At 71.3% G+C, this 20,122-nt stretch carries 13 protein-coding genes; 8 read left to right on the top strand and 5 right to left on the bottom strand.

Annotated elements, in window-relative coordinates:
• Nucleotides 1-552 precede the first annotated feature (552 nt).
• Nucleotides 553-819, top strand: coding sequence for a hypothetical protein (locus tag NIE111_RS14470; protein WP_238684873.1), 267 nt, complete (start codon nucleotides 553-555; stop codon nucleotides 817-819).
• A gap of 139 nt (nucleotides 820-958) precedes the next feature.
• On the opposite strand, the gene NIE111_RS14465 is transcribed toward NIE111_RS14470, so the two are convergent.
• Nucleotides 959-2,779, bottom strand: a complete 1,821-nt coding sequence (locus tag NIE111_RS14465) for a VanW family protein (RefSeq protein ID WP_238684872.1) — start codon at nucleotides 2,777-2,779, stop codon at nucleotides 959-961.
• Between the two features lie 182 nt (nucleotides 2,780-2,961).
• On the opposite strand from NIE111_RS14465, the gene nudC reads away from it, so the two are divergent.
• Entirely contained in the window at nucleotides 2,962-3,879 is a 918-nt protein-coding gene (gene nudC / locus NIE111_RS14460) for an NAD(+) diphosphatase (RefSeq protein ID WP_238684871.1), read from the top strand.
• Here the strand turns inward: nudC and NIE111_RS14455 are convergent.
• Nucleotides 3,776-5,116: a lipopolysaccharide biosynthesis protein gene (locus NIE111_RS14455; protein WP_372488335.1), complete on the bottom strand. Its 1,341-nt coding sequence runs from the start codon at nucleotides 5,114-5,116 to the stop codon at nucleotides 3,776-3,778. The genes nudC and NIE111_RS14455 overlap by 104 nt on opposite strands.
• Nucleotides 5,113-9,546 (bottom strand): alpha-(1->3)-arabinofuranosyltransferase, encoded by a 4,434-nt coding sequence (locus tag NIE111_RS14450; RefSeq protein ID WP_238684870.1) that lies wholly within the window; start codon nucleotides 9,544-9,546, stop codon nucleotides 5,113-5,115. Before NIE111_RS14450 ends, NIE111_RS14455 begins: the two co-directional genes overlap by 4 nt.
• A gap of 167 nt (nucleotides 9,547-9,713) precedes the next feature.
• On the opposite strand from NIE111_RS14450, the gene NIE111_RS14445 reads away from it, so the two are divergent.
• Genes NIE111_RS14445 through NIE111_RS14435 form a run of 3 tightly spaced genes read left to right on the top strand, consistent with a single transcriptional unit; the run spans nucleotide 9,714 to nucleotide 13,570 of the window.
• The gene (locus NIE111_RS14445; protein WP_372488337.1) at nucleotides 9,714-11,594 is read left to right on the top strand and encodes a glycosyltransferase family protein; all 1,881 of its coding nucleotides are present in this window, start codon (nucleotides 9,714-9,716) and stop codon (nucleotides 11,592-11,594) included.
• Nucleotides 11,595-13,340: an MmpA family trehalose lipid delivery protein gene (locus tag NIE111_RS14440; protein WP_238684868.1), complete on the top strand. Its 1,746-nt coding sequence runs from the start codon at nucleotides 11,595-11,597 to the stop codon at nucleotides 13,338-13,340. It begins immediately after the preceding gene.
• 35 nt (nucleotides 13,341-13,375) lie between these two features.
• Nucleotides 13,376-13,570: a hypothetical protein gene (locus NIE111_RS14435; RefSeq protein ID WP_112589285.1), complete on the top strand. Its 195-nt coding sequence runs from the start codon at nucleotides 13,376-13,378 to the stop codon at nucleotides 13,568-13,570.
• Here NIE111_RS14435 and NIE111_RS14430 read toward each other — a convergent pair.
• Together NIE111_RS14430 and NIE111_RS14425 are read right to left on the bottom strand one after the other, a co-directional pair.
• Entirely contained in the window at nucleotides 13,555-14,733 is a 1,179-nt protein-coding gene (locus tag NIE111_RS14430) for a glycosyltransferase family 4 protein (protein ID WP_238684877.1), read from the bottom strand. The genes NIE111_RS14435 and NIE111_RS14430 overlap by 16 nt on opposite strands.
• Before the next feature lie 109 nt (nucleotides 14,734-14,842).
• Nucleotides 14,843-16,108: an acyltransferase family protein gene (locus NIE111_RS14425; RefSeq protein WP_238684867.1), complete on the bottom strand. Its 1,266-nt coding sequence runs from the start codon at nucleotides 16,106-16,108 to the stop codon at nucleotides 14,843-14,845.
• A gap of 111 nt (nucleotides 16,109-16,219) precedes the next feature.
• On the opposite strand from NIE111_RS14425, the gene pgfA reads away from it, so the two are divergent.
• The 3 genes from pgfA to NIE111_RS14410 all read left to right on the top strand — a co-directional run bounded on the left by pgfA (nucleotide 16,220) and on the right by NIE111_RS14410 (nucleotide 20,009).
• Nucleotides 16,220-17,416, top strand: a complete 1,197-nt coding sequence (gene pgfA / locus NIE111_RS14420; protein WP_238684866.1) for a cell envelope lipid trafficking protein PgfA — start codon at nucleotides 16,220-16,222, stop codon at nucleotides 17,414-17,416.
• Between the two features lie 395 nt (nucleotides 17,417-17,811).
• Nucleotides 17,812-18,435: a DUF6230 family protein gene (locus tag NIE111_RS14415; protein ID WP_112700053.1), complete on the top strand. Its 624-nt coding sequence runs from the start codon at nucleotides 17,812-17,814 to the stop codon at nucleotides 18,433-18,435.
• 92 nt (nucleotides 18,436-18,527) lie between these two features.
• On the top strand, nucleotides 18,528-20,009 hold the full coding sequence (locus tag NIE111_RS14410) for a DUF6114 domain-containing protein (protein WP_238684865.1): 1,482 nt from the start codon (nucleotides 18,528-18,530) through the stop codon (nucleotides 20,007-20,009).
• The last annotated feature ends 113 nt before the right edge of the window (nucleotides 20,010-20,122 follow it).

Here is a 20,122-nt window from a genome sequence, read left to right as displayed (position 1 = left end):
CCCCTAACGGGGTGGCCTTATCTGCGTTTCCCCTTTTCTGCGTTTCCCCGCGTGGTTGATCGGCCCGGTCTCCCCGGGCTCCTCGGTCTCCTCGGTCTCCGCGGGCTCCCCGGTCTCCCCGGGCTCTGCGGGCTATCCGTATGACCGGTGAGGCCGTGTCAGGGGTCCGAGCCGCCTTGAGGCAGGCAAGGTCACGCTCGATCCTGGTTGTCGTGGCCTCAGCTACGTTGGGACACCACTACATCCAGGATGTTGCACGATCTTGCGGCCGGCGGACCGGCGACGACCGGGCCAGGCGACGGTCAGCGAGTCTGCTGTCAGCAGCTCAGCAGCTCAGCAGCTCAGCAGCTCAGCAGCTCAGCAGCTCAGCAGCTCAGCAGCTCAGCAGCTCAGCAGCTCAGCAGGTCTGGGATCTCCCCCGCGCCCACTCTCCCCCGCGATCTTGCAGTTTGTGCGGCGACAAATCGCCTCAGACTTCGCGTTACGACGACAGAAAGTGCAAGATCGCGGCGGTTCAGGGCTGGGTCTGGCGCCCAGGGTTAGGCTCGGCCCGTGGATGAGGTCCTGGTGTTTGTGGTGTTCACGGGCTGCGTGGCCGCGGTCCTGGGTACCCTCTGGTGGCTCGCGTCCCGGGTGCGTCGTCGCGGTATCGGTGGTGAGGTAATGGGTCCGTTCGAGGAGATGTGGCACCCCGCGGCGCACCGGTTCCGGGCCGAGATCCGGGTGCAGGAGAGTCGTACGGTCCCGATGCCACCGCAGGGCGGCAAGCGCGATGGCCACGGCGGTAACGCCGGCGACCCGGCCCCCGACCTGAGCTGACCCCCGACCTGAGCTGACCCCCGACCTGAGCCTGACCCCCGACCTGAGCCTGACCCCCGACCTGAGCTGGACCCGGAGCAGGGCTGGACCCGGAGCAGGGCGGACCTCACGGCGGGATCGACCCGCACCGGGTGAGCCCTTAGGACGGTTTGGGCCCGCAGACGTAGCGGGGTTCCGCGTCGTAGCGCCAGGTGAACTTCTCCCGCTTGACCACGGTGCCGCCCTTCTTGATGACCCGGAAGGCGTCCTGGGTGAAGCCGTTGATGCCGTTGGTCTCGATGCACGAGGGGCCGGGCGACAGGTGGATCTGCTTCGGCGTCGTGATGTTGCGGCGCGGCCCGTACTCGGTCTTCACGCTGTCGTAGATCTTCGTGCTCCAGATCGACACGGTGATCGTGCTGGACGTGTACGACGTGTCGATGAGTACGCCGTACTCGGTGTTGTTGCGGAACTTGAAGTCCAGGTTCGGCCAGAAGATTGTGGACTCGATGACGGCCGGGTACCTGTCGAACCAGTACGAGTGCGGCTTGTGCTCGACGTCCTCCAAGCCGGCGTAGTACGTCGCGTTGAACAGCGTGGTGGTGAACTGCGAGGTGCCGCCGCCGACGCCCGGCACCAGCTTGCCGTCGAGGATGACAGGTGCGTCCCGGTAGCCCTGGGCGTAGCCGCGCTCGCCGGTGTGCCCGTTGAGCGAGAACGTCTTTCCAGGTAGGACGACGGTGCCGTCCACCTTCCGCGCGATGGTCGCGATGTTCTGGCTGCGCGATGAGGCCATGCCGCCGGTGAACCGGGTGGTGAAGGTCGACACCCGCTCCTTGATGCCCAGGCCGGCGAGCTTCTCCGCGGTCAGCTGCGGCGGTGTCGGCTTCAACTCGCCGGTCACCTCGCGGCCCTCCGCCCTGGGTAGGACGGCCAGCAGGTCTCGACTGAGGGTTGCCGTGTCCAGCTGCTGCCCGGATCGCCCCTCCTTGGCTGTGGGTCGGCCACCGGAAATCGTCATCGTGGCGTCCTTCGGCGGCACCTCGATGGCGGCCAGTTTGTCGCCGAGCGCCGCCCGCAGCCGCTTGACGTCCACCGAGGGGGTGAGCTTGCCGGTCTTGTCGGTGCTGAACCGGAGGCTCTTCGCGATGGCGGCGGGCGGGATCGACACCTGGCCCTTGTTGGTGCGCAGGGTGACCGGTGCTGCGACCGCCGGCCTCGCCAGCTCGCTGACCATCCGGTCCAACTCCTCCGGAGTGGTCGCCGGGTGGGTCTCCACCAGGGGCACGGTGACCGGGGCGCCGGCCAACCAGCCGGTGCGGACCACCTCGGCGGAACGCTCCGGGTTCAGAGCCAGCCCGGGCTTGGGTTGTACGGCCTTCGGCGTGGTGCCCTTATAGGTGATCGCCGGCATCGTCATGCCCTGGGCCTGGTCGCCGAGCACCTTACGGAGCGCGTCGTCCAACCGGGCCGCGTCGACTGTCACCACGGGCTCGACGGTGCGGGAGCCGACCAACCGGCTGACCGGGTGCGCGTCGGCCTCGGCTGCTGCGGCGACGGTCGCCGGCACGTCGACGGTCAGCCCCACGTCGGCGGGGTTGATCTCGGCGGTGCGCCCGTCGACGGTGACCTTCAGCGGCGTGGCGAGAGTTGCCGCCCGCCGGTCCAGCTCTGCCCGCAGTTCCCGGTCGGCGTCCGCGCGGCTCCGGCCGCCCAGTTCGGTGCCGAGCACGCTGGTGCCACGGGGGACGTCACCGGCGTACGCCCAGGCACCGGCGCCCGCCATGGCGGCGAGGACGCCACCGGTGATGCCGGCGGCGAGCATCATGCGCACCCGACGCGGCCGGCGCGGGCCGCCGTCCGGCTCGCCGGGAGTGGCTGTGCTGACCGGCTCAGGTCCGTCGTCCGGCCAGGTGACCGCGGTGACCTGCACTGTGGGCCGGTCGTCGGCGGGTGGACTGTTTTCGCCGTACAGCGTCACTGCAACCTCGATCGCCAGGGTGCCGCGGGAGGTCCTCCCTCCCGGAGGCACCTACGGTAACGAATGCCCGGCCCTCCTCGTTGGCTACGCCCACCAGGCGCTGCTACCGCGTGTCGTTCGGCGTGTCGCACCGGTCTGGGGGCGGTGCCGACGACCCACCGCCGACGTGGCACGGTGACCGGGTGGACACTGCGGAGCGGGTGTTGGCGTACGGGGGCGGATCGCTGGACCGGGCGGGACCGTTGCGCACCGATCCGACGCGGTTGGGCGCGCTGCTCACCGAGTCGACCACAGTGCTGTTGCCGCTGTGGCGTGACCGTTGTCTCGTCGACGGGCACGGGCCGATCCGGCTCAGCGCGGAGCGCGCGGCGCTGGTCCGGTCCGCCGTCGGCGAGACAGTCTTCCTCGGGCTCGACGGGGAAGCCGCCGTGTTCGCAGCGGACCTCTCCGCGCTCCCCGAGCGGTCCGCCGTCGAGATGGCCGGTGCGGTGCGGTCCGTCGACGTGCGGGCACTGGTCGGGCGGATCGAACCCGGCGACGCGTCAGTCCTGGCGTACGCCAGGGGTTTGTTGCACTGGCACCGGCAGCAGCGATTCTGCGGGACGTGCGGCGCGCCGGCGGTCGCCGGCGGCGGCGGGCACCTGCGGACGTGTACCGGCACGGAATGCGGACGTCTGCTGTTCCCCCGGATCGAGCCGGCCATCATCGTGTTGGTCGAGGCACCCGGTCGGTCGGGGCGCTGTCTGCTGGCCCGGCACGCGGGTGCGGCCGAGGACGCGTACTCGACGCTGGCCGGCTTCGTCGAGATCGGCGAGAGCCTCGAGGACGCGGTCCGTCGTGAGATGGGCGAGGAGGCGGGCGTGACAGTCACCGACGTGACCTACCAGGGGTCACAGGCATGGCCGTTCCCCGCCGGCCTGATGGTGGGCTTCCGGGCCACCGCCACCTCCGACGCGGTACGCGTGGACGGCGAGGAGTTGTTGGAGGCGCGCTGGTTCACCCGGGCGGAGCTGCGGGACCGGGTGGCCTCGGGTCGTCCGCTCGGTCGGGTGGACTCGATCGACCACCGACTGCTGACGGACTGGCTTGAAGAGGACTAGTCGGCTCGGTCGCCGGAACCGGTGCGGGCCGACGGGCTGTCACCGCCATCAGCGCTGTGGTGACGATGGCAGTGCCCAGTGCCGCGAGGAGGAGACCGGGGACGGTGTGCGGCCGGAGGGTCGCGGTGACGGCCACCAGGCCGGCCACCCCCACCCACAGTGGTGCCGCCGCCCAGCGTGCGCCGGCCGCGAGGCGGTCGTTGAGCAGCACGAACGTCACCGCGTAGAGCGCACCGACCGCCGCGAAGACTGGCGCGTACCGGCCCAGGTGGTCGTAGTCGGGCCCACCGGCGAAGCGGAACGCGAGTCCTCCGGCGAGCGTCGAGGCGAGGACCAGAATCACGCCACACCCGCCTGTCACAGCGAGCGCTACCGTTCGGCTGCGCCGGTCGCCGCGGGCCAGCCGCGGTAGGGCGAGGACGGCGGCGACCTGCGGTGCCCAGAGCGCGCCCTTGCTCAGGACGGTGCCGACCGAGTACGCCCCGGAATCCGACGGGGACAGCAGTTGCCGGGACAGCAGCAGGTCGGCGTAGGAGACGACGAGCATCGCCAGGGTCGCGCCGCCGCCGGCAACGACCTGAGCGACGGTCAACCGTGGGGCGGTGGACGACCGTCGGGGCTCGCGGGCGAGTCGGGCCAGCACCGCTGGGGTGAGGGCGGCGGTCAACGCGCCGACCGCCAGCGCGCCGGTCGGTCCCGCGTCGAGCAGCAACCCGGCGATCACGCCGCCGTAGCGGCCGGCGGCGAGCAGCGCCATCCCGATGGCGAGTCGTACGAAGCGTTGGCCACCCTGCAACTCTCCGAGCGATCGGGAGGAGAGCACTATCGCCGCGGTGGTGACCGCGAGCAGCGCGGGCATCTCGACCGGGAGATCCAGGGCGGTGACCAGCAGCGGTGTCGCCGCGACGAGGGTTACCGCGCACACTGCGGCGGTGACGGCGGTGAGCCGCCGAGTGTCGGAGGCGCCGTGCCGGGCGCGGTGCACGGCGACGGCCAGTTGCAGGCCGAGCCCTGGCACACCGACGATCGCCACCAGACCCAGGGCGGTGGCGAGCGCGCTGAGGTCGGCCGGGTCGAGCCGCCGGGCGGCCAGGACCGGCACCAGGTAGGCCAGGCCGTTGACCAGGACCCCGGCCAGTGTGACGCTGAGTCCGGCAGCGCCGAGGCCCGTGCTCCATCCGCGTGCCAGCTCCGTCTGGGCCGTCTTCTGCCGACGGACGGGTCGTCGGGGGCTCACGTGATCTCGGAGAAGGTCGGAAGCTGCCCGTCGGCCGGCCCGGCCGCCGGGCCGGGTCTCGCCGGCTCGGCCGGGTCGTGATCGGCCGCGTCCGGCTCGCTGGCGTCCTGCTCAGCCACAACAGGCTCGGTCCCGTCCGGCTCGGTCGTCTCCCGCGTCGGTCCCGCCATGACCGCCGCAACGGCTGCGGTCGCGGCGGTCGGCCTGGCCCGGCGTACGGGCCGCCGTCGGGCGGCGGTGGAGAGCCAGAGGGCGCCCAGGGCGACGACGATGGTGAGTTGCACGAGCGCGTCGGTGTTCCGCCGCGTCGAGTCGAGGTAGAGCAACCCGGCGAGCAGGACGAGCGCGCCGGGCAGCCAGGTCTCGACGGCCCGGCTGATCGTCCTGGCCCGGCGTGGGTCGGCCGGCCAGGGCAGGCGGCGTGAGCCGGGTACCGCCAGCATGAATCCCGCCGCGACCAGCAGGCCGCCGATGAGGCCACTCCACAGCACCAGCGCGGCGGCCCCGACGGCCAGCAGCGGCAGCGAGCGGGTGACCCGACGTCGGCCGCGCGGTGCGACGGTCGCCGGGGTTCGCCCGGTGGGCTGTCGGGCGGGCACCACGGCGAGCAGGACCACCACCGCGAGCAGGATGCCGCCGAGGAGAAGCCCTGCCCGGTACGGCGTGTCCGGTGCGAAACGCAACAGCACCTCTCCGGAGGCGCCGGCGGGAAGGATCCAGCCCTGCTGCCAACCGTCCACCACCAGTGGTTTCAGCGTCCGCCCGCCGAGGGTGGCCTGCCAGCCGGTGTTGGTGTTCTCCCGTACGGCGAGCACCCGGTCGACGGGGTGACTGGCCACCCGTACCCGTCGCTCGGTGGCCGCCCAGGATTCGATCTCGGTGGCGCTGGCGCTGGCGTTGGCGGTCGCCGGGGCGGGAGTGGTCGTCTTCGGTACCAGGGCGACCCTCGTGGGCCAGGCCAGCTTGCCCGGGGTGGTGACGATGCGGTGCTCCCCGCGGCCCAGGTCAAGCTGCCGGGGCGTGTCCCGGCCGCACGGCGTCACCGGCATCTCGCGCATCTCCAGCAGGTCGCGGAGCGTGCCGCGCAGCGTGGTGGTGACCCGTGCCGCGCCGATCTGGAGCGTCGGCCCCGATCCGCAGGCCAGCGTCAGGGGTGCGTCGGGGCGCGGTCCGACGGTGGGCGCTCCGGGTAGCACCGTCACCTCGCCGACCGCGACGGGCAACCGCTCCGGCAACCGCAGCTTGTACGGGTCGGTGCTGGTGGCGGACGGCTTGTCGAGGAACTGGATGGTGATCTCGTCGGTCCGCATCGGCGGGTCCAGGCGGAGCAGCCCGTCGTCGCCGAGCAGGCTGCTGCGGAAGCCGTCGTCGCCGACCACCCGCACACTGCCAAGACGGGTGGCGGGTGTCTTGTCGTCGACCGAGAAGCGGAGACCGGTGATGGTCTGCGGCTTGAGCCACTTGAGTCGCAGGATCGGTGCCTCGTCGTCGATCGCCGGTGACCAGCTGGTGGCCGGGTCTCCGTCGAGTGCCGCCCCGGCCCGGCCGGTCGGGTCGGGCACCGCCGTCGAGGAGGCGCTGATCTGCGCCGCGAGGCGCAACGGCTGCGCGTCGGTCACCAGCTTGTCGAGGGCGTTGTCCAGGTCAGGGCCGGCTGTGGGACGCGCCCACAGCTTGGCGTCGTACGCGCCGGCCGCCGGCAGGGTCACTGTCCGGTCGATGGTGGACCCGTCCTCGGAACCACGGATGGCGTCGGTGGAGCAGCGCGGGTAGCCGTCGACGGAGAAGCAGGCCGGTGTTGTGGGTGCCGCGGACACGACGACGGCCGCCGGCCGGTCGGTGACCGGTGCGGTGGGCAGGACCAGGGTGCGGCTGGTCTGGATGCCCGGGATCTTGATCTCGGCGACACCGACCGAGCCGTTTCCGAACGGGCGCAGGTCGTACGCGCTGTCGACCGAGACCCGGACCTCGCGGGTGGCGTGGACGCCGGGCAGTTCGAACACCATGTGGTCGCTGAACTGTTCGACGGTGCTGCTCTCGTACCCGGCGCTGACGGTCACCGTCGTGGGCAGGGCATCGGCCTTCAGGTCGAACCACACCTCGACCCGGGTGACAGTCGTCGGGTCGGCGAGGCTCACCTCGATCCACTGTTGGTCGCTGGGCGAGTACGGCGCGGACTGCCAGGAGGTCGCCGGGTTGCCGTCCATCGCCGCGTACGGCTGGTGCTCGGGGCGGGCACCGCCGGGGGAGCCCACCTGCGAACGGGCGGTGGAGGTGCGGATCGCGTCGATGCCCTCGAAGCGGGCGACGGTGGAGTGCTCCGCGCCCCACTCGGGCAGGTAGTCGTGGGCGGGCGCGGTGACCTCGAAGGTGTCGTCGGCGGTCAACGTCTGGGAGGTGTTGTCACGCAGCCCGCCGAACGACACGTCCCGCCTGCGCAGACCATCGGTGATCGCCACCGGTCCGGCGACGTCGGCTGTCGACGCGTCGCCGGCCAGGACGGTGGGCGCCGAGCCGAGTTGCCCTGCCGCGGCGAGGTCGAGCAGTGATTCGGGGCCACCGACCACTGTGGTCACGTCGGCTCTGTCGTAGGCGACGACCGGCTCGACGGGCCGGTCGACCTGGTAGACCTCCAGCGCCCGGACGGGCACGTCGAGCCCGTGGTCGCGGAACTCGTCGGGGGACGAGGGCCCGCCGCGCAGGGGGCCGAAGGACGTGACGCGGGTCAACCCGGGTGAGCGCTCCAGCGCCTGCCGGACCACCGCTGGGCGCGCCGTGTCGGAGCGGCCATGGTCGAGGTCGGCGCGGAACAGGACGTGACTGATTCCGGATCGGGCCAGCAGATCCGCCAGGCCGGTCGACCCGGCGCCGGTGGCGAGCGTCGACTCGATCACGTCCAGCAGTCGGATCGTGGTCGGTGGGGTGAAGGGGATGGCGTTGCGTACGGCCCACCGGCTGTTGAGCAGCGGCTGAGTGATCTCGTCCGTGGTGTTGCCCCAGTCGTACGACGGGAAACGCGCTCCGGGTACGACGAGCACCCGCCCGCGTCCCGTGTTCGCGTCGAGCCAGTCGGTGGCGTCGTGCCAGTAGCCGGGCACCTCCTTGACGGCGCCCGGGGTGGCGAGACCACCTGCGAGGGCGGGCGTGGCGACCGCCGTGACGGCGACGATCGCGGCACCGGCGGTCAGCCAGGCGCGTGCGACGGTTCGCGGACGGTGCCGCGCGGGCGCGGTGCGCGCAGCCCGGACGGCCAGCCCGATCAGGTGTGCCATGCCCAGGCACAGGGGCAGGCGGAGCAGGACGTCGAACTTGTGCACGTTGCGCAGGGGTGCGCCGACACCGTCGAGGAACTCCCGTTGCGGCCCGGCGAGGATGTTCGGCAGGTCGCCGACGTGCCCGAGACCGACGAGCGCGACGCCGAGCACCAGACCGGTGATGAGGAACCGGCGGTGCGGCATCCCCCGTCGGGACAGCCCGAGGACACCGAGGGCGGCGACCGCCAGGGTGGCGGCGACCAGCACCGCCTCGTTGGCGAGCCGCCCACCGGACGGGATGGTCGGTCCGAACGGGGAGGCCAGGTAGGCGACCCAGTAGGAGGCGCCGCGCAGTGTGGTCACCCCGTCGGTGACGCTGGTGGTGTTTCGGGCGGTCTCGATGTAGTCCAGGAAGGGTGGGCTGTACCGCCCGAGGACCAGCAGCGGAACCAACCACCACGCGGTGGCCAGGGCAACCGCGCCACACCAGGCGGCGATGGCGGTGACCCGCCGGCGTACGGGCTGGACGGTGGCGAGCCAGAGCACTGCCAGTGGCACCACGGCGAACACGGCGGTGGCGTTGACCCCACCGGCGCAGGCGACGGCGATGGCCGACGCGGCGACGGCACGTCGCAGTCGCGTGCCCGCGGCGAGACCGACCAGTGGAATGAGCACCCAGGGGGCGACGGCGCTGGGCCAGGCTTCCACCGAGGACCAGCCGAGCTGGGTGAGGATGCGCGGTGACAGCGCGAAGGCGACGCCGGCGATCATGCGCCCGGCGGGCGTTCCGATGGTGAGCCGACCCGCCAGGCGTACGGCCCCCAGGTAGGCGACACAGAAGAGCAGCGCCCACCACAGCCGCTGCACCACCCACGGCGCGAGGCCGGACTCCGACCCGAGCAGGAAGAACGGGCCCATCGGCCAGAGATAGCCGTACGCCTGGTTCTGTAGTTGACCGAACGTGCCGGTGGGGTCCCACAGGTGCAGTGAGCGGAGCAGCCACCCGGCCGGGTTGACGTTCAGGTCGACCTTGGTGTCCGGGACGACCTGGCCCGGGGCCTGCTGGAAGGCGAGGGCGGTGAGAGCGATGCAGATGACCAGGTGCCGGAACCGTCGGGCCGTGTGCCGGCTCCGGCTGGACCCCGGAGCGGCGCCACTGGCCACCTCTGCACGCATTTCGGCTCCTGTCTTCACCGGCCGGACGCGCACCTGCAGCCGACGACTGTCGCGCGACGTTATCCGGACCGGGCACGGACGGGCGACCAGGGGCGCTGCGGTGGCGTTATCGGGAGAACGGCCGTCCCCACGGCGTGTAAGCGTGTGGCAGGCTGCCGACCATGTCAATGCCAGAAGCTGAGGCCGAGACGCATCCGGAACGCGTCGCGTCCGACGGCGACGGGCCCGGGCCGATCGGCCGATGGCTCCGCGCCGACCCCGTCCGCGCCGTGGCGATCGCCCTCATCGCGGTGTCCGTCGCCTGGCGCGCCGGCCTCGCCACCCGTGGCTGGTTCTCGCAGGACGAGTTCGTCATCGCCGCCCAGGTTCTCGACACCGGACTGGACGCGGACTATCTCCTACGTACGTTCAACAACCACCTCATGCCCGGCGGCCTGTTGGTGGCGTGGGCGATGGTGCGGGCGGCGGGCTTCGCCACCTGGCCGTGGGTGTTGCTGCTGGCGGTTGGCCAGGCGGCGACCGGGATCGCCGTCTACCGGCTGTTGCGGGATCTGCTCCGGCCAAGCTGGGGCCTGCTCATTCCGTTGTGCCTGTTCGTGTTCAGCCCGCTGACGCTTGAGGTCTCCTCGCTGTGGTTGGTCGGGCTGCTCGTGTTGCCGATGCAGTTGGCACTGGTCATGGCGGTGGCAGCCCAGGTCCGGTACGTGCGGACCGGTCGCCTGCGGCACCTCGTGGCGGTCGCGCTCTGGCTGGTGTTCGGCCTGCTCTTCGACACCAAGTCCCTGCTGATCGTGCCGCTGCTGTTCCTGCTGACGGTCTTCCTCTTCACCTCCGGTGGCGTATGGCGCAGCCTCGCGGCGGCGATCCGCCGGCACTGGCCGGCCTGGCTGATGCTCAGCGCGCTGTCGGGGGGATACCTGGCGTTCTACCTGACCCGGCCCGCCGCCCGCGAGCTGGACGAGCCCTCGTCCGTCGGCCCGATCCTCAACTTCCTCGGTGACCTGGTCGGCGAGACAGTGGTGCCGGGTCTGCTCGGAGGTCCCTGGCGCTGGAGCTACGCCGGTGACGGTCCCCCGCTCGTCGATCCGTACGACATCGCCAAGTGGTTGTCGTGGGCGGCGCTGGCGACGCTGGTAGTGGTCACCGTCCGACGGCGTCCGTCGGCCGGCCGGGCCTGGTTGCTGCTCACCTCCTACCTCGGCCTGGTCGCCGCGCTCTTCGCCATCACCCGGCTGGGTGGGCCGCTCGGCCCACTGGTCGGCGTCGTCCCCCGGTACGTCGCCGACGTGGTGCTGGTCGCGGCGATCTGTGTGGGCGCGGCCCTGCTGGGGATCAAGGACACCGACGAGGACGAGGTGTCGGCGTGGCCGGTGCCGACGGTCCTGCGGGAGCCGGGCGCGTTCGCTGTCGGCCTGGTCTCGATGATCGTCGTCCTGGCGACCATCGGCGTGGGCACCCTGTGGAGCACTGCCCGTTTCGGGGACAACTGGAGTACGAAGTACGGGCGGGACTATCTCGCGACGACGCAGGCCGAGCTCGCCGCGGCGCCGCCGGGCACCGTCTTCTTCGACACCGCCGTCCCGGACCGGGTGATCGCCGGTTACTTCTGGCCTGACAATCTCCAGTCGCACTTCTTCCGCCCGGCCGAGCGTCGACCCACCTTCGTGACGGAGGCCGCGCGACCGTCGACGTTCGATGATCTCGGCCGGATCCGCCCGGTAGTGGTTCAGGGACGGAAGATCGTGCCCGGCCCGGTGGACGGTTGCGGGCACCTGGCCCAGGGCGGGCAACCCACTCGGATCCCGTTGGACGGGTACCTGGTGGAGTGGCCGTACGTGGTGCACTTCGGCTACCTCAGCTCGGGTGACTCGACAGCGCTGTTCCGGCTCGGGGACGCCACACGTGAGATCACCCTGCGACGCGGGTTGAACGACCTGTTCTTCCTGCTGGAAGGTGCGGGGGACGCCGTCGAGGTCACCGTGCGGACGCCAGGGGTCGGAGTGTGCACCGAGTTGATCACCGTCGGCCGGGCGGTGCCGGCGTCGTGAATGGTTGAGCCGACCGACGGCGTCGAGGCCGCACCGGTTCGGCGGGCGCGGGACACACTGTCGCTGTACGCGGTAGCGGCGGCGGTCACCGTTGTGGTGCTGGCCCCGCTGGCGGCACCCGGCTACGCGTTGCTGTACGACATGGTGTTCGTACCCCGGCAGCCGTTGACCTGGGATCTCGTCGCCCCGGCGCAGAGTCTGCCCCGGGCGGTGCCGATGGACGCGCTGGTCTCGCTGGTCACCCAGCTCGTGCCGGGCTGGGTGGTGCAGCGGCTCGCGCTCGCCGGGGCGGTCTTCCTCGCGGCGGTCGGCGCCGGCCGGTTGGTGCCGACCGAACGGCGGGCGGTCCGGCTGTTCGCCGCAGTGGCGTACGCGTGGACGCCGTACCTCGCCGAGCGGTTGCTGATCGGGCAGTGGGGGCTGCTGCTCGCGTACGCCGCGCTGCCCTGGCTGGTGCGGGCGGCGCTGGACCTGCGGGCCGGGCGAGACGGCGCGCTCGCCCGGGTGGTGCTCGCCGCCGCTCCCGCCGCCATCACTCCGACCGGCGGTCTGATCGCGCTGGGCACCGTGCTGGTGCTGACGTCGGACCGGATGCTCGCGCCCCGGTCGCTGCTGGTGTCGCAGCGGATGCATCCGCACCGGTCCCGGCAAGCGTTGGCCGCGGTCGGAGTGCTCAACGCCCCCTGGGTGGTCGCGGCGCTGGTCACCGGTGCCGGGGGTTCCTCGGACCCGGCGGGGGTGGCGGCGTTCGCGGCGCGTTCGGAGAACTGGGCCGGCCCACTGGTGGCGCTGGCCGGTACCGGTGGCATCTGGAGCGCGCAGGCCACCCCCTCCAGTCGCGCGGCACCACTGGTGCCGGTGGCGGCCCTCGTGCTGCTGATCCTGGCCGGTGTCGGTGCGGGCCTGCTGCGACGCCGGCTGCCCCCGGGTGGGGCGGCGAGACTGGCGGTGCTCGCCGGGACCGGATTTCTGCTCGCCGCCTTCGGGCTGCTCCCCGGCGGGGATGCCGCGCTGCGCTGGGCGGTGGTGCACCTGCCCGGCGCGGGGCTGCTGCGAGATGGGCAGAAGTTCCTGGCGCCGTACGCCCTGCTGCTGGTGGTGTGCGCGGCGTTGGGCGCCGAGCGGCTGGTGGCCCGGATCGACCGGGAGGTGGCCGGGGTGGTCCTGGTCGGGCTGCTGTTCCTGCCGGTGGCGGTCCTGCCGGACCTCGCGTTCGGCGGTGCCGGTCGGCTTCGGCCGGTGAGCTATCCGACGGAGTGGCAGCGGGTGGCCGAGCACATCGAGGAGGAGCCGGGGGAGATCCTCGCGTTGCCGCTGAGCGCCTACCGGGCGTACCAGTGGAACCCTGGTCGGGTCGTCCTGGACCCGGCACCCCGCTACCTGCCGGGGACGGTCCTGACCGACGACACGCTCCGGGTCGGCGACGTCGCCGTGGCCGGCGAGAACCCGCGCGTCCGTGAGATGCGCCGGGCGCTGGCCGAGGGGCGGCCGGTCTGGACCACCGGGGTGCGCTGGGTCCTGGTGCAGCGCGAGGTCTCCGGCGAGGTCGACTCTCAGGTGCTCGGCGGCCTGGAACGCGTCCACGACGGACCGTTCCTGACGCTGTACCGCAACCCGGCCACAGTGCGGGAATCGGGCGGGTCCGGGCCCGCCCGACTGGCGGTGGTAGCGGCCCTCAGCGCTGCCCTTCTGGTGGTCATCGCTGCCGCCGTTTCGGCACTACACCGGCGAGCTACCGCGTGGTAACGTCCGCTCGCACGTCTCGCCATTGGAGGATTGGCATGCGTAGAGCTCTGACCCTGGTCGTGTCTGGCCTGGTGGCGGCGTTGCTGGGGATCCTGGCTCTCGGCGGGATCTCGGCCGCCGCGACCGCCACCGACGAGGAGGCCGCGAGTGAGGCCAAGCTCGTCTCGGAGGCGGCCAAGCGCGCCGGTAAGAAAGACCCGTACGCCCCAGCGGTTTACGGCGACAGGTAGGACGGCTCGCCCCGCTGCTGCACTGGGCGGGGCGACTCCACACCCTTGAGGATCGCCTCGAAGCGCCCACCCGCGGCCTGCCAGGTGAAACTTGCCGCGTGCTCCCGGGCCTGGGCGCCCATCTCCCGCCGCAGCTCATCCCGGCGCAGAAGCGTGCGCACCTTCATCAGGTAGTCGTCGATGTCGTCGGCCAGCAGGCCGGTACGCCCGTCGACTACCGCTTCGGCGACTCCGCCCGCTCCCCGGAACGCCACAGTCGGGGTGCCCGCCGACCCCGCCTCCACGATCGTGAGCCCCCAGCCCTCCTTGAGGGACGGGGTCAGGGCCACCCAGGCCGAGGCGAGCAGGGCGGCCTTCTCCTCCTCGGTCACGAAGCCCCGGAAGTCCACCCGCTCGGTGATGTCCAGCTCCGCGGCGAGTTCACGCAGATGCGACTCCCACCAGCCCTGGCCGGCGACGACCAGACGTAGTTGGGGCAGCTCGTCGGCGAGGGCCGCGACGGCTCGCAGCGCCACCTCCACCCGCTTGTGGGGCACCAGCCGGTTCAGCGTCACGAGCAGCGGGAACGTCGCCCGTTCGGCGTCGGTGTGGGGCAGCGTCGGGGTGCCGTTGTGCACCACGGAGACCTGCTCGGTCGGCACGCCCAGCACAGCCAGCTCTCGGCGGGTCGCCTCGGAGACGGTGACGTACCGGCACCGCTGGTAGACGCGTATGGCGAGCGACGACTCGATCCACCAGCCGAACCGGGCAGCCCACTTCGGAAGCACCACCGGCCACTGCTCGCGGTGCACGTGGTGGATCAGCTTGACCACCGGGCGTCGTGACCACAGCGGGGCGAGGAACGGCAACCCGTTGCAGACGTCGACCAGGACGTCGGGCCGGCCGCCGCGGCGGGCTGCCAGTGGGCCGATGCCCAGCGCGCCGACGACGTAACAGAGTGCCGCCCAGAGGTAGACGCTGTGCCGGCCGCCGCGCCGCACCAGCCGTACGCCGGCTTCGTTGACCTCGTCGGCGGGTGCCTGACTGTGGGCGGCGCAGAAGAGAGTGGCGCGGAATCCGCGCGCCACCAGCTCGGCGGCGATCCGTTCGACGTAGACCTCGGAACCGCCGCCCTCGGGGTTGCGGGTGTCTCGCCAGTTGAGGAACAACACGTGTCCGGGCATGCCGAAGCGACGCTCCACGCGAACCCTACTCTCAAGTAATTTAGCGACCCGCGTCACATTAGGGGCTGGTGTGCCGGCCGGCAATGCCCCGATGGGCCAGCGCTGGGCGCTACCCGCCGACCGTTGGCACCGGAGTGCCGGCCGCGACGGTCGGCGGCGTGGTGGCCGGTACGGCCACGTCGGTGGCGGGGGGCCCGGACGTCCGCCCACGCCCGGTGGGTCGGCGCCGACCCTGCGACCCGAGCATTTGCAGGGGCCGCTCGACGCCGTAGTAGCTGACCGCGGCGTACACCAGACCGAAGGCCATGGTGAGGGCGAAGGTGTTGAGCAGCCCGCCGGTGAACAGCTGTCGGTCGTCGACCAGATAGATGAGTTCGATGACCATGGGGTGCCACAGGAACAGCCCGTACGAGACCGTGCCGAGCCACCGGGCGGACGAGCTGCCGAAGATCTCCTTGGCCCGGCTCGGCCCGCCGAAGGCCACCGGGATCAGGATCAGCGCCGCGATCACGAGGTAGAGGGCCAGCTTGACGCCGAACTCGGCGGCCGTCGGCTCGGTGAGGTCGCGGGGACCGGCGACGGGTGTCGTCGCGATCGCCATCAGGCCGACGGCGGCGGCCCAGCAGGTGACCGGCGCCGAGGCCAGGTCGTCCAGGACCCGGAAGGCCGCGGGTGCGGTCCCGGTGCGTAGGGCGACGTGCGCCGCCGCCAGTGCCATGCCGGTGCCGAACCAGGCGGCGTATGAGGGGAACCACATGGTGTGCAGGGCGGCGTCGAGCCAGCCGAGCCCCATCAGGGTGAGCCATCCCGCTGTCAGCAGCGCGCTTCCGCTGACGATCAGGATGGTCCGGACCGGACGCCAGGACCGGCCGACGGCGAGCACGGCGACCAACGGCAGGATCAGGTAGAACACGACCTCGGTGGCGAGACTCCAGGTCTGGCTGAGCCCGGCGCGCAACTGCCCGGGTTGGTAGATCTGGCTGAAGGTGAGGTGCCGGATCCAGTCGCCGACGGACGCCTGCCCGTTCTGCGGCAGGACGACCAGGCAGACCGCGACCGCCAACCAGTAGGCGGGCAGGATGCGCAGAGCCCGCCGCCACAGGTAGCGCTTGGCGCGGGGTCGAGCCCGGCCCGTCGCGGCGTTGAGCGCCCACGGCCTGAACAGCAGGAACCCGGACAGTACGAAGAAGATGGCGACGCCGACGTCCAGTCGAGCCAGCCAGCCGCCCCAGGTGGTGTTCATGGTGACGGCGGTCTGGAACCCGACGTGGTGACCGACGACCGCCACCGCGCCGATTGCTCGCAGCGCGTCGAGGGCGGGAAGTCGGCCGGTTACCGAAGGCTCCGAAACTGTTGGCGCGGCGGCTGTGGACATCTGGACATCCAGGGGGTCGCTTTGAAGGTGACCGGGGAGTAACCTCCCGCCATGTTAAGGATCGGGTGCCCCGGACAACAGGTCGTAGGGCGGCAGGTTACAGGAGGATGAGTGAAGCTTCGCGTGGGCGCCGCGCTCTTCGGGCTTGGCGTCTTATTGCTGGTCTTCGCGGCCGGGCTGCCGTTTTATGTGGCCCCCGCCGTGACCAAGCTCCCCTACGATCTTGAGCCAACGACGTCCGTCGCCGAGGCGAAGAACGCCAGGTTCCTGAAGATCACGGCCACCGGCAGCTCGGTGAGCATCGAGGTTCCGCAGGGCGATCTGGTGTCCAACGTGGAGGTCATCCCACAGCCCGACGACACCAAGGATCGCCTGCCCGAGGACCTCAAGGGCGACGCGGTGATCTGGGACGTCTACCAGACGGTCCGGCGCACCGACAACCAGGACGTGGTCAGCCAGTACAGCACCGAACTCGCTCTCTACCGGATCTCCGGTGCGGCCGCCTCGTGGAAGGACCAGTGGCTCAATGAGACCGGGGCGGACGGGACTCCGGTCGGCAACGTGAAGTACACCGGCCAGATCTACAAGTTCCCGTTCGGCACCGCCAAGCGCGACTACCAGGTCTTCGACCGTGACCTCAAGCGGGCCGTCCCGGCCAAGTTCGTCGGCACCGAGAAGATCAAGGGCATCGAGGCGTACCGCTTCGAGCAGCGGATCGAGAACGAGGTGCTGGCAACCCCGGAGAGCAGCCTCCAGACGCTGGTCGGCAAGTTCGCACCGGGCGCCACCAGCGGCCAGGTCGTCTACAGCAACATCCGTACGCTCTGGGTGGACCCGGTCACCGGCTCCTACGTGAACGTGCGGGAGCAGCAGCACAAGGAGTTGCGCCCCAACACCGGCACCCCCACTGTGCTGTTGGACGCGGACTTCAACTACACCGACGACACTGTCAGCCGCAGTGTCGAGACGGTGAAGGAAAACCGCTTCAAGATCGGCCTGATCAGTTTCTGGGGCCCGATCGTCGCTGGTGTCCTCGGTCTGATCGCTGTCGTCTTCGGTGTGTGGCTGGTGACCCGACCCGAGGGTGGAACGGCCCGGCACCGCGCCGAGCCGGCGGTCGACGACCCGACGCCGACCCGGGTGGACCAGGAGCCGGTGCGCGACACGGACACCGTCGAGCAGCCCAGGCCGCAGCCGGTCGGCGGGCCACTGTCCGACGAGATTCCGCCGGCTTCGACCAACTGGAAGTCGGAGGACCCGACCGTGCCGACCCAGCGGCCGGCTCCGGGCGAGGTGGAGCAGCGCTGACGCGCGTACGACCGGACGTACGACCGAGGGGTGGGCCGCGACGCGGTCCGCCCCTCGGTCATGTGGCAACCCGTACGACCTGCGTACTTTACATTTGTTATTCGATTGTAATTAGTCTATGTGGAGTCACGTTGCGTTGATCAAACCACCGTCGTGCACCCGACTTGTGAACATAGAGGGGGATTGCCGGGACGAATTCGTTCACTTTCCGTGATGTCTTGCCTCCATGTGGTCGCCCGACTGTTACCGCCCGGTAATCAGGGGGTTGTGACCTGCGCCGCAACGGGTGCACCATCAAGCCCGATGGTTACCAGCCGGTAACAGAACGCGGGCTCGCAGCGCCGACCGCCCGCTCAACACCGGCCACTCGCGCGCATCGACCCGAGGAGGAACCCGTGCAGGATCGGTTGGACAGTCAGGGTCGTACCCGATGGTGGCGCTTCGCCGCCATGATGGTGCCCGCCACGGCGGCTGCCGGCGCCATCCTCTTCGGAATGTCGACAGGCGCGATCGCGTCCGACATCACGGTCTCCGGGCAGACGTTCAAGATCGGCGCCGACCGCCTGGAGGGCGACGGCTTCAAGCAGTACGGGGGCATCGTCCGCGAGAAGGGCAAGGACGGGAAGTCCGGTCAGGTCCACCCGATCGCCCTCTCCGAGATCAGCAGCGCCGAGTTGTACAGCCTCTGCCAGTCCGTCCGCGCCGACCTGCCGGGCCTGCCGGTGGTGCTCACCATCAACGCCGGCGAGGGCAAGGAACCCGCCCGCGCCAAGGACCTGCTGATCGCGATGGACTCCTTGAACGGCAACGCGACCTTCACCAACATCAGGATCGGTCGGGACGCCACCGACCTGAACCCGACTGCCCAGGCCGGCTCGTTCGGCCAGAACTCCGACCACGTCACCATCACCAACCTGCAACAGGTGTCCCGCTACACCACGGCGGCCACGTTCAACCTGGTCGGCCTCCGACTCAAGGTCAACGTGGGTGACGACGCCAAGGGCAAGGAGTGTTTCTGAGCTGAGCCCAGGCCCGCGGTGGTCAGCACCGCGGGCCGGGCCCAGGCCCCCGTTCCCGCTCGGTCCCGTCCCCGCTCGGCCAGGAGGAGTACGTGACAACCGCGAACCCGTCCCACGCCCGGCCCGGTGGTCCGGCTCAGGCGTGGCGGCTCTTCCGCCGCTGGCAGCGCAGCCGGCCGTTCTGGGGCGGATTGCTCATCGCCCTGGCCGGGCTGGAGATGTTCGCCTCCACCCGGATGACCCTCAACGGTCTCAGCTTCCACAGCGGCGCGACCGGTCTGCTCTCGCTGCTCATCCCGATCATCCTGGTGACCTGTGGCCTGCTGCTCTGGATCACCCCGGCGCAGCGGCTGTTCTACTCGGTCGTCGCGGCGGTCACCGCTGTGTACTCGCTGATCGGGCTCAACCTGGGCGGCTTCTTCGTCGGTCTGCTGCTCGGCATCGTCGGCAGCGCGCTCGCCTTCGCCTGGACCCCGATCCACCCCACACCACCCACCCCGCAACAGGCCGAGATCGAGCAGAACGGCGACGACCAGGGCGGCGCCGGCCTGGCCGGCGTCGGCCTGGCTGATGGTGACGCCGACGGATCCGACAGTGGCGGCGCCGAGCAGGACGGTGCCGTACGGGCCGATCATCCGGGGGGCGGAGCGTCCGACGAGGGCGCGCCGCCCGAGTGGCCGGGACGTTCCGCTGATCCGCGAGCCTTCGCCATCGCTCTCGTGGTCCTCGGCCTGGCGGCCGTCGGCCTGGCCAGCCAGCCCCGAGCGGTGCAGGCAGCACCGAACCGACCGGCCTCGACCGGCTGCCCCACCCCGCCCCGGGCCGTCACCCCGTCGCCCAGTCGCAGCGCGCCGATGCCGACGCCCACCCCGAGCCCGGCGCGGGGCGGCAACGTGATCACCGACATCCTGGACGGGATCGGCGATCTGCTCGGCATTGGAGACCGAGCGGACCCCGCGCCCTCGGTACGTCCCACCGCCACGCCGACAGCCCGGCCGACCAGCACGGCGACGCCCCGCCCCGGCCCCACCGACTGCCCGTCGCAGCCCCCGGGCAAGCCGACCCCGGGTAAACCCGGCACACCGGCACCCGGGAGGCCGGACACGGTGCAGCCGGGCAAGCTCCTGCCGCGGATCGCCGCCGATCCGGGCCTGCCGACGGTGGCCCAGACGCCGTCGAAGCTCAGCGGGTCGTCGGTGCGGATGACCGGGCTGCGGTTCGACGGGGTCACGGACCTGCACACCGTGAAGGGCGACCTCAAGGTGCTGAAGTTCAGCATGCGGGAGGCGGTGACCGCCGACTTCCTGCTGCGGGCCGACGGCCCCGCAGGGCGCAACCAGAGGTACGCGACCAGCCAGTTGACAGTGCGGGGAGACGTGGCCTTCTACGCGACCCGGTTCGTCGGCCGACTGCTCGGCATCAAGATCACGCTGACCCCGGATCTGCCGCTACCGGACGGCCTTCCGATCACCTCGCCCATCCCGATCACGTTCACCGACCCCGCCATCGACCTGGCGTACGTCACCAGCGACACGCTGACCGCCCGCCCGGCGTTGGCACTCACCCTCGGCTGAGCGCACAGCCGCAGGGCGGCCTCGGGGTGCGGCGTTCGTGGCGCGAGCAGCCTCGGCGCGGGCGTGGCCGCGCGCGGCGACGGACTCGTCGTACCGTCGGCGCGCGCAGCCAC

Source organism: Micromonospora hortensis (genome assembly GCF_022230935.1).
Lineage (GTDB): Bacteria > Actinomycetota > Actinomycetes > Mycobacteriales > Micromonosporaceae > Micromonospora > Micromonospora hortensis.
This window is presented reverse-complemented; position numbering and strand designations above follow the sequence as displayed.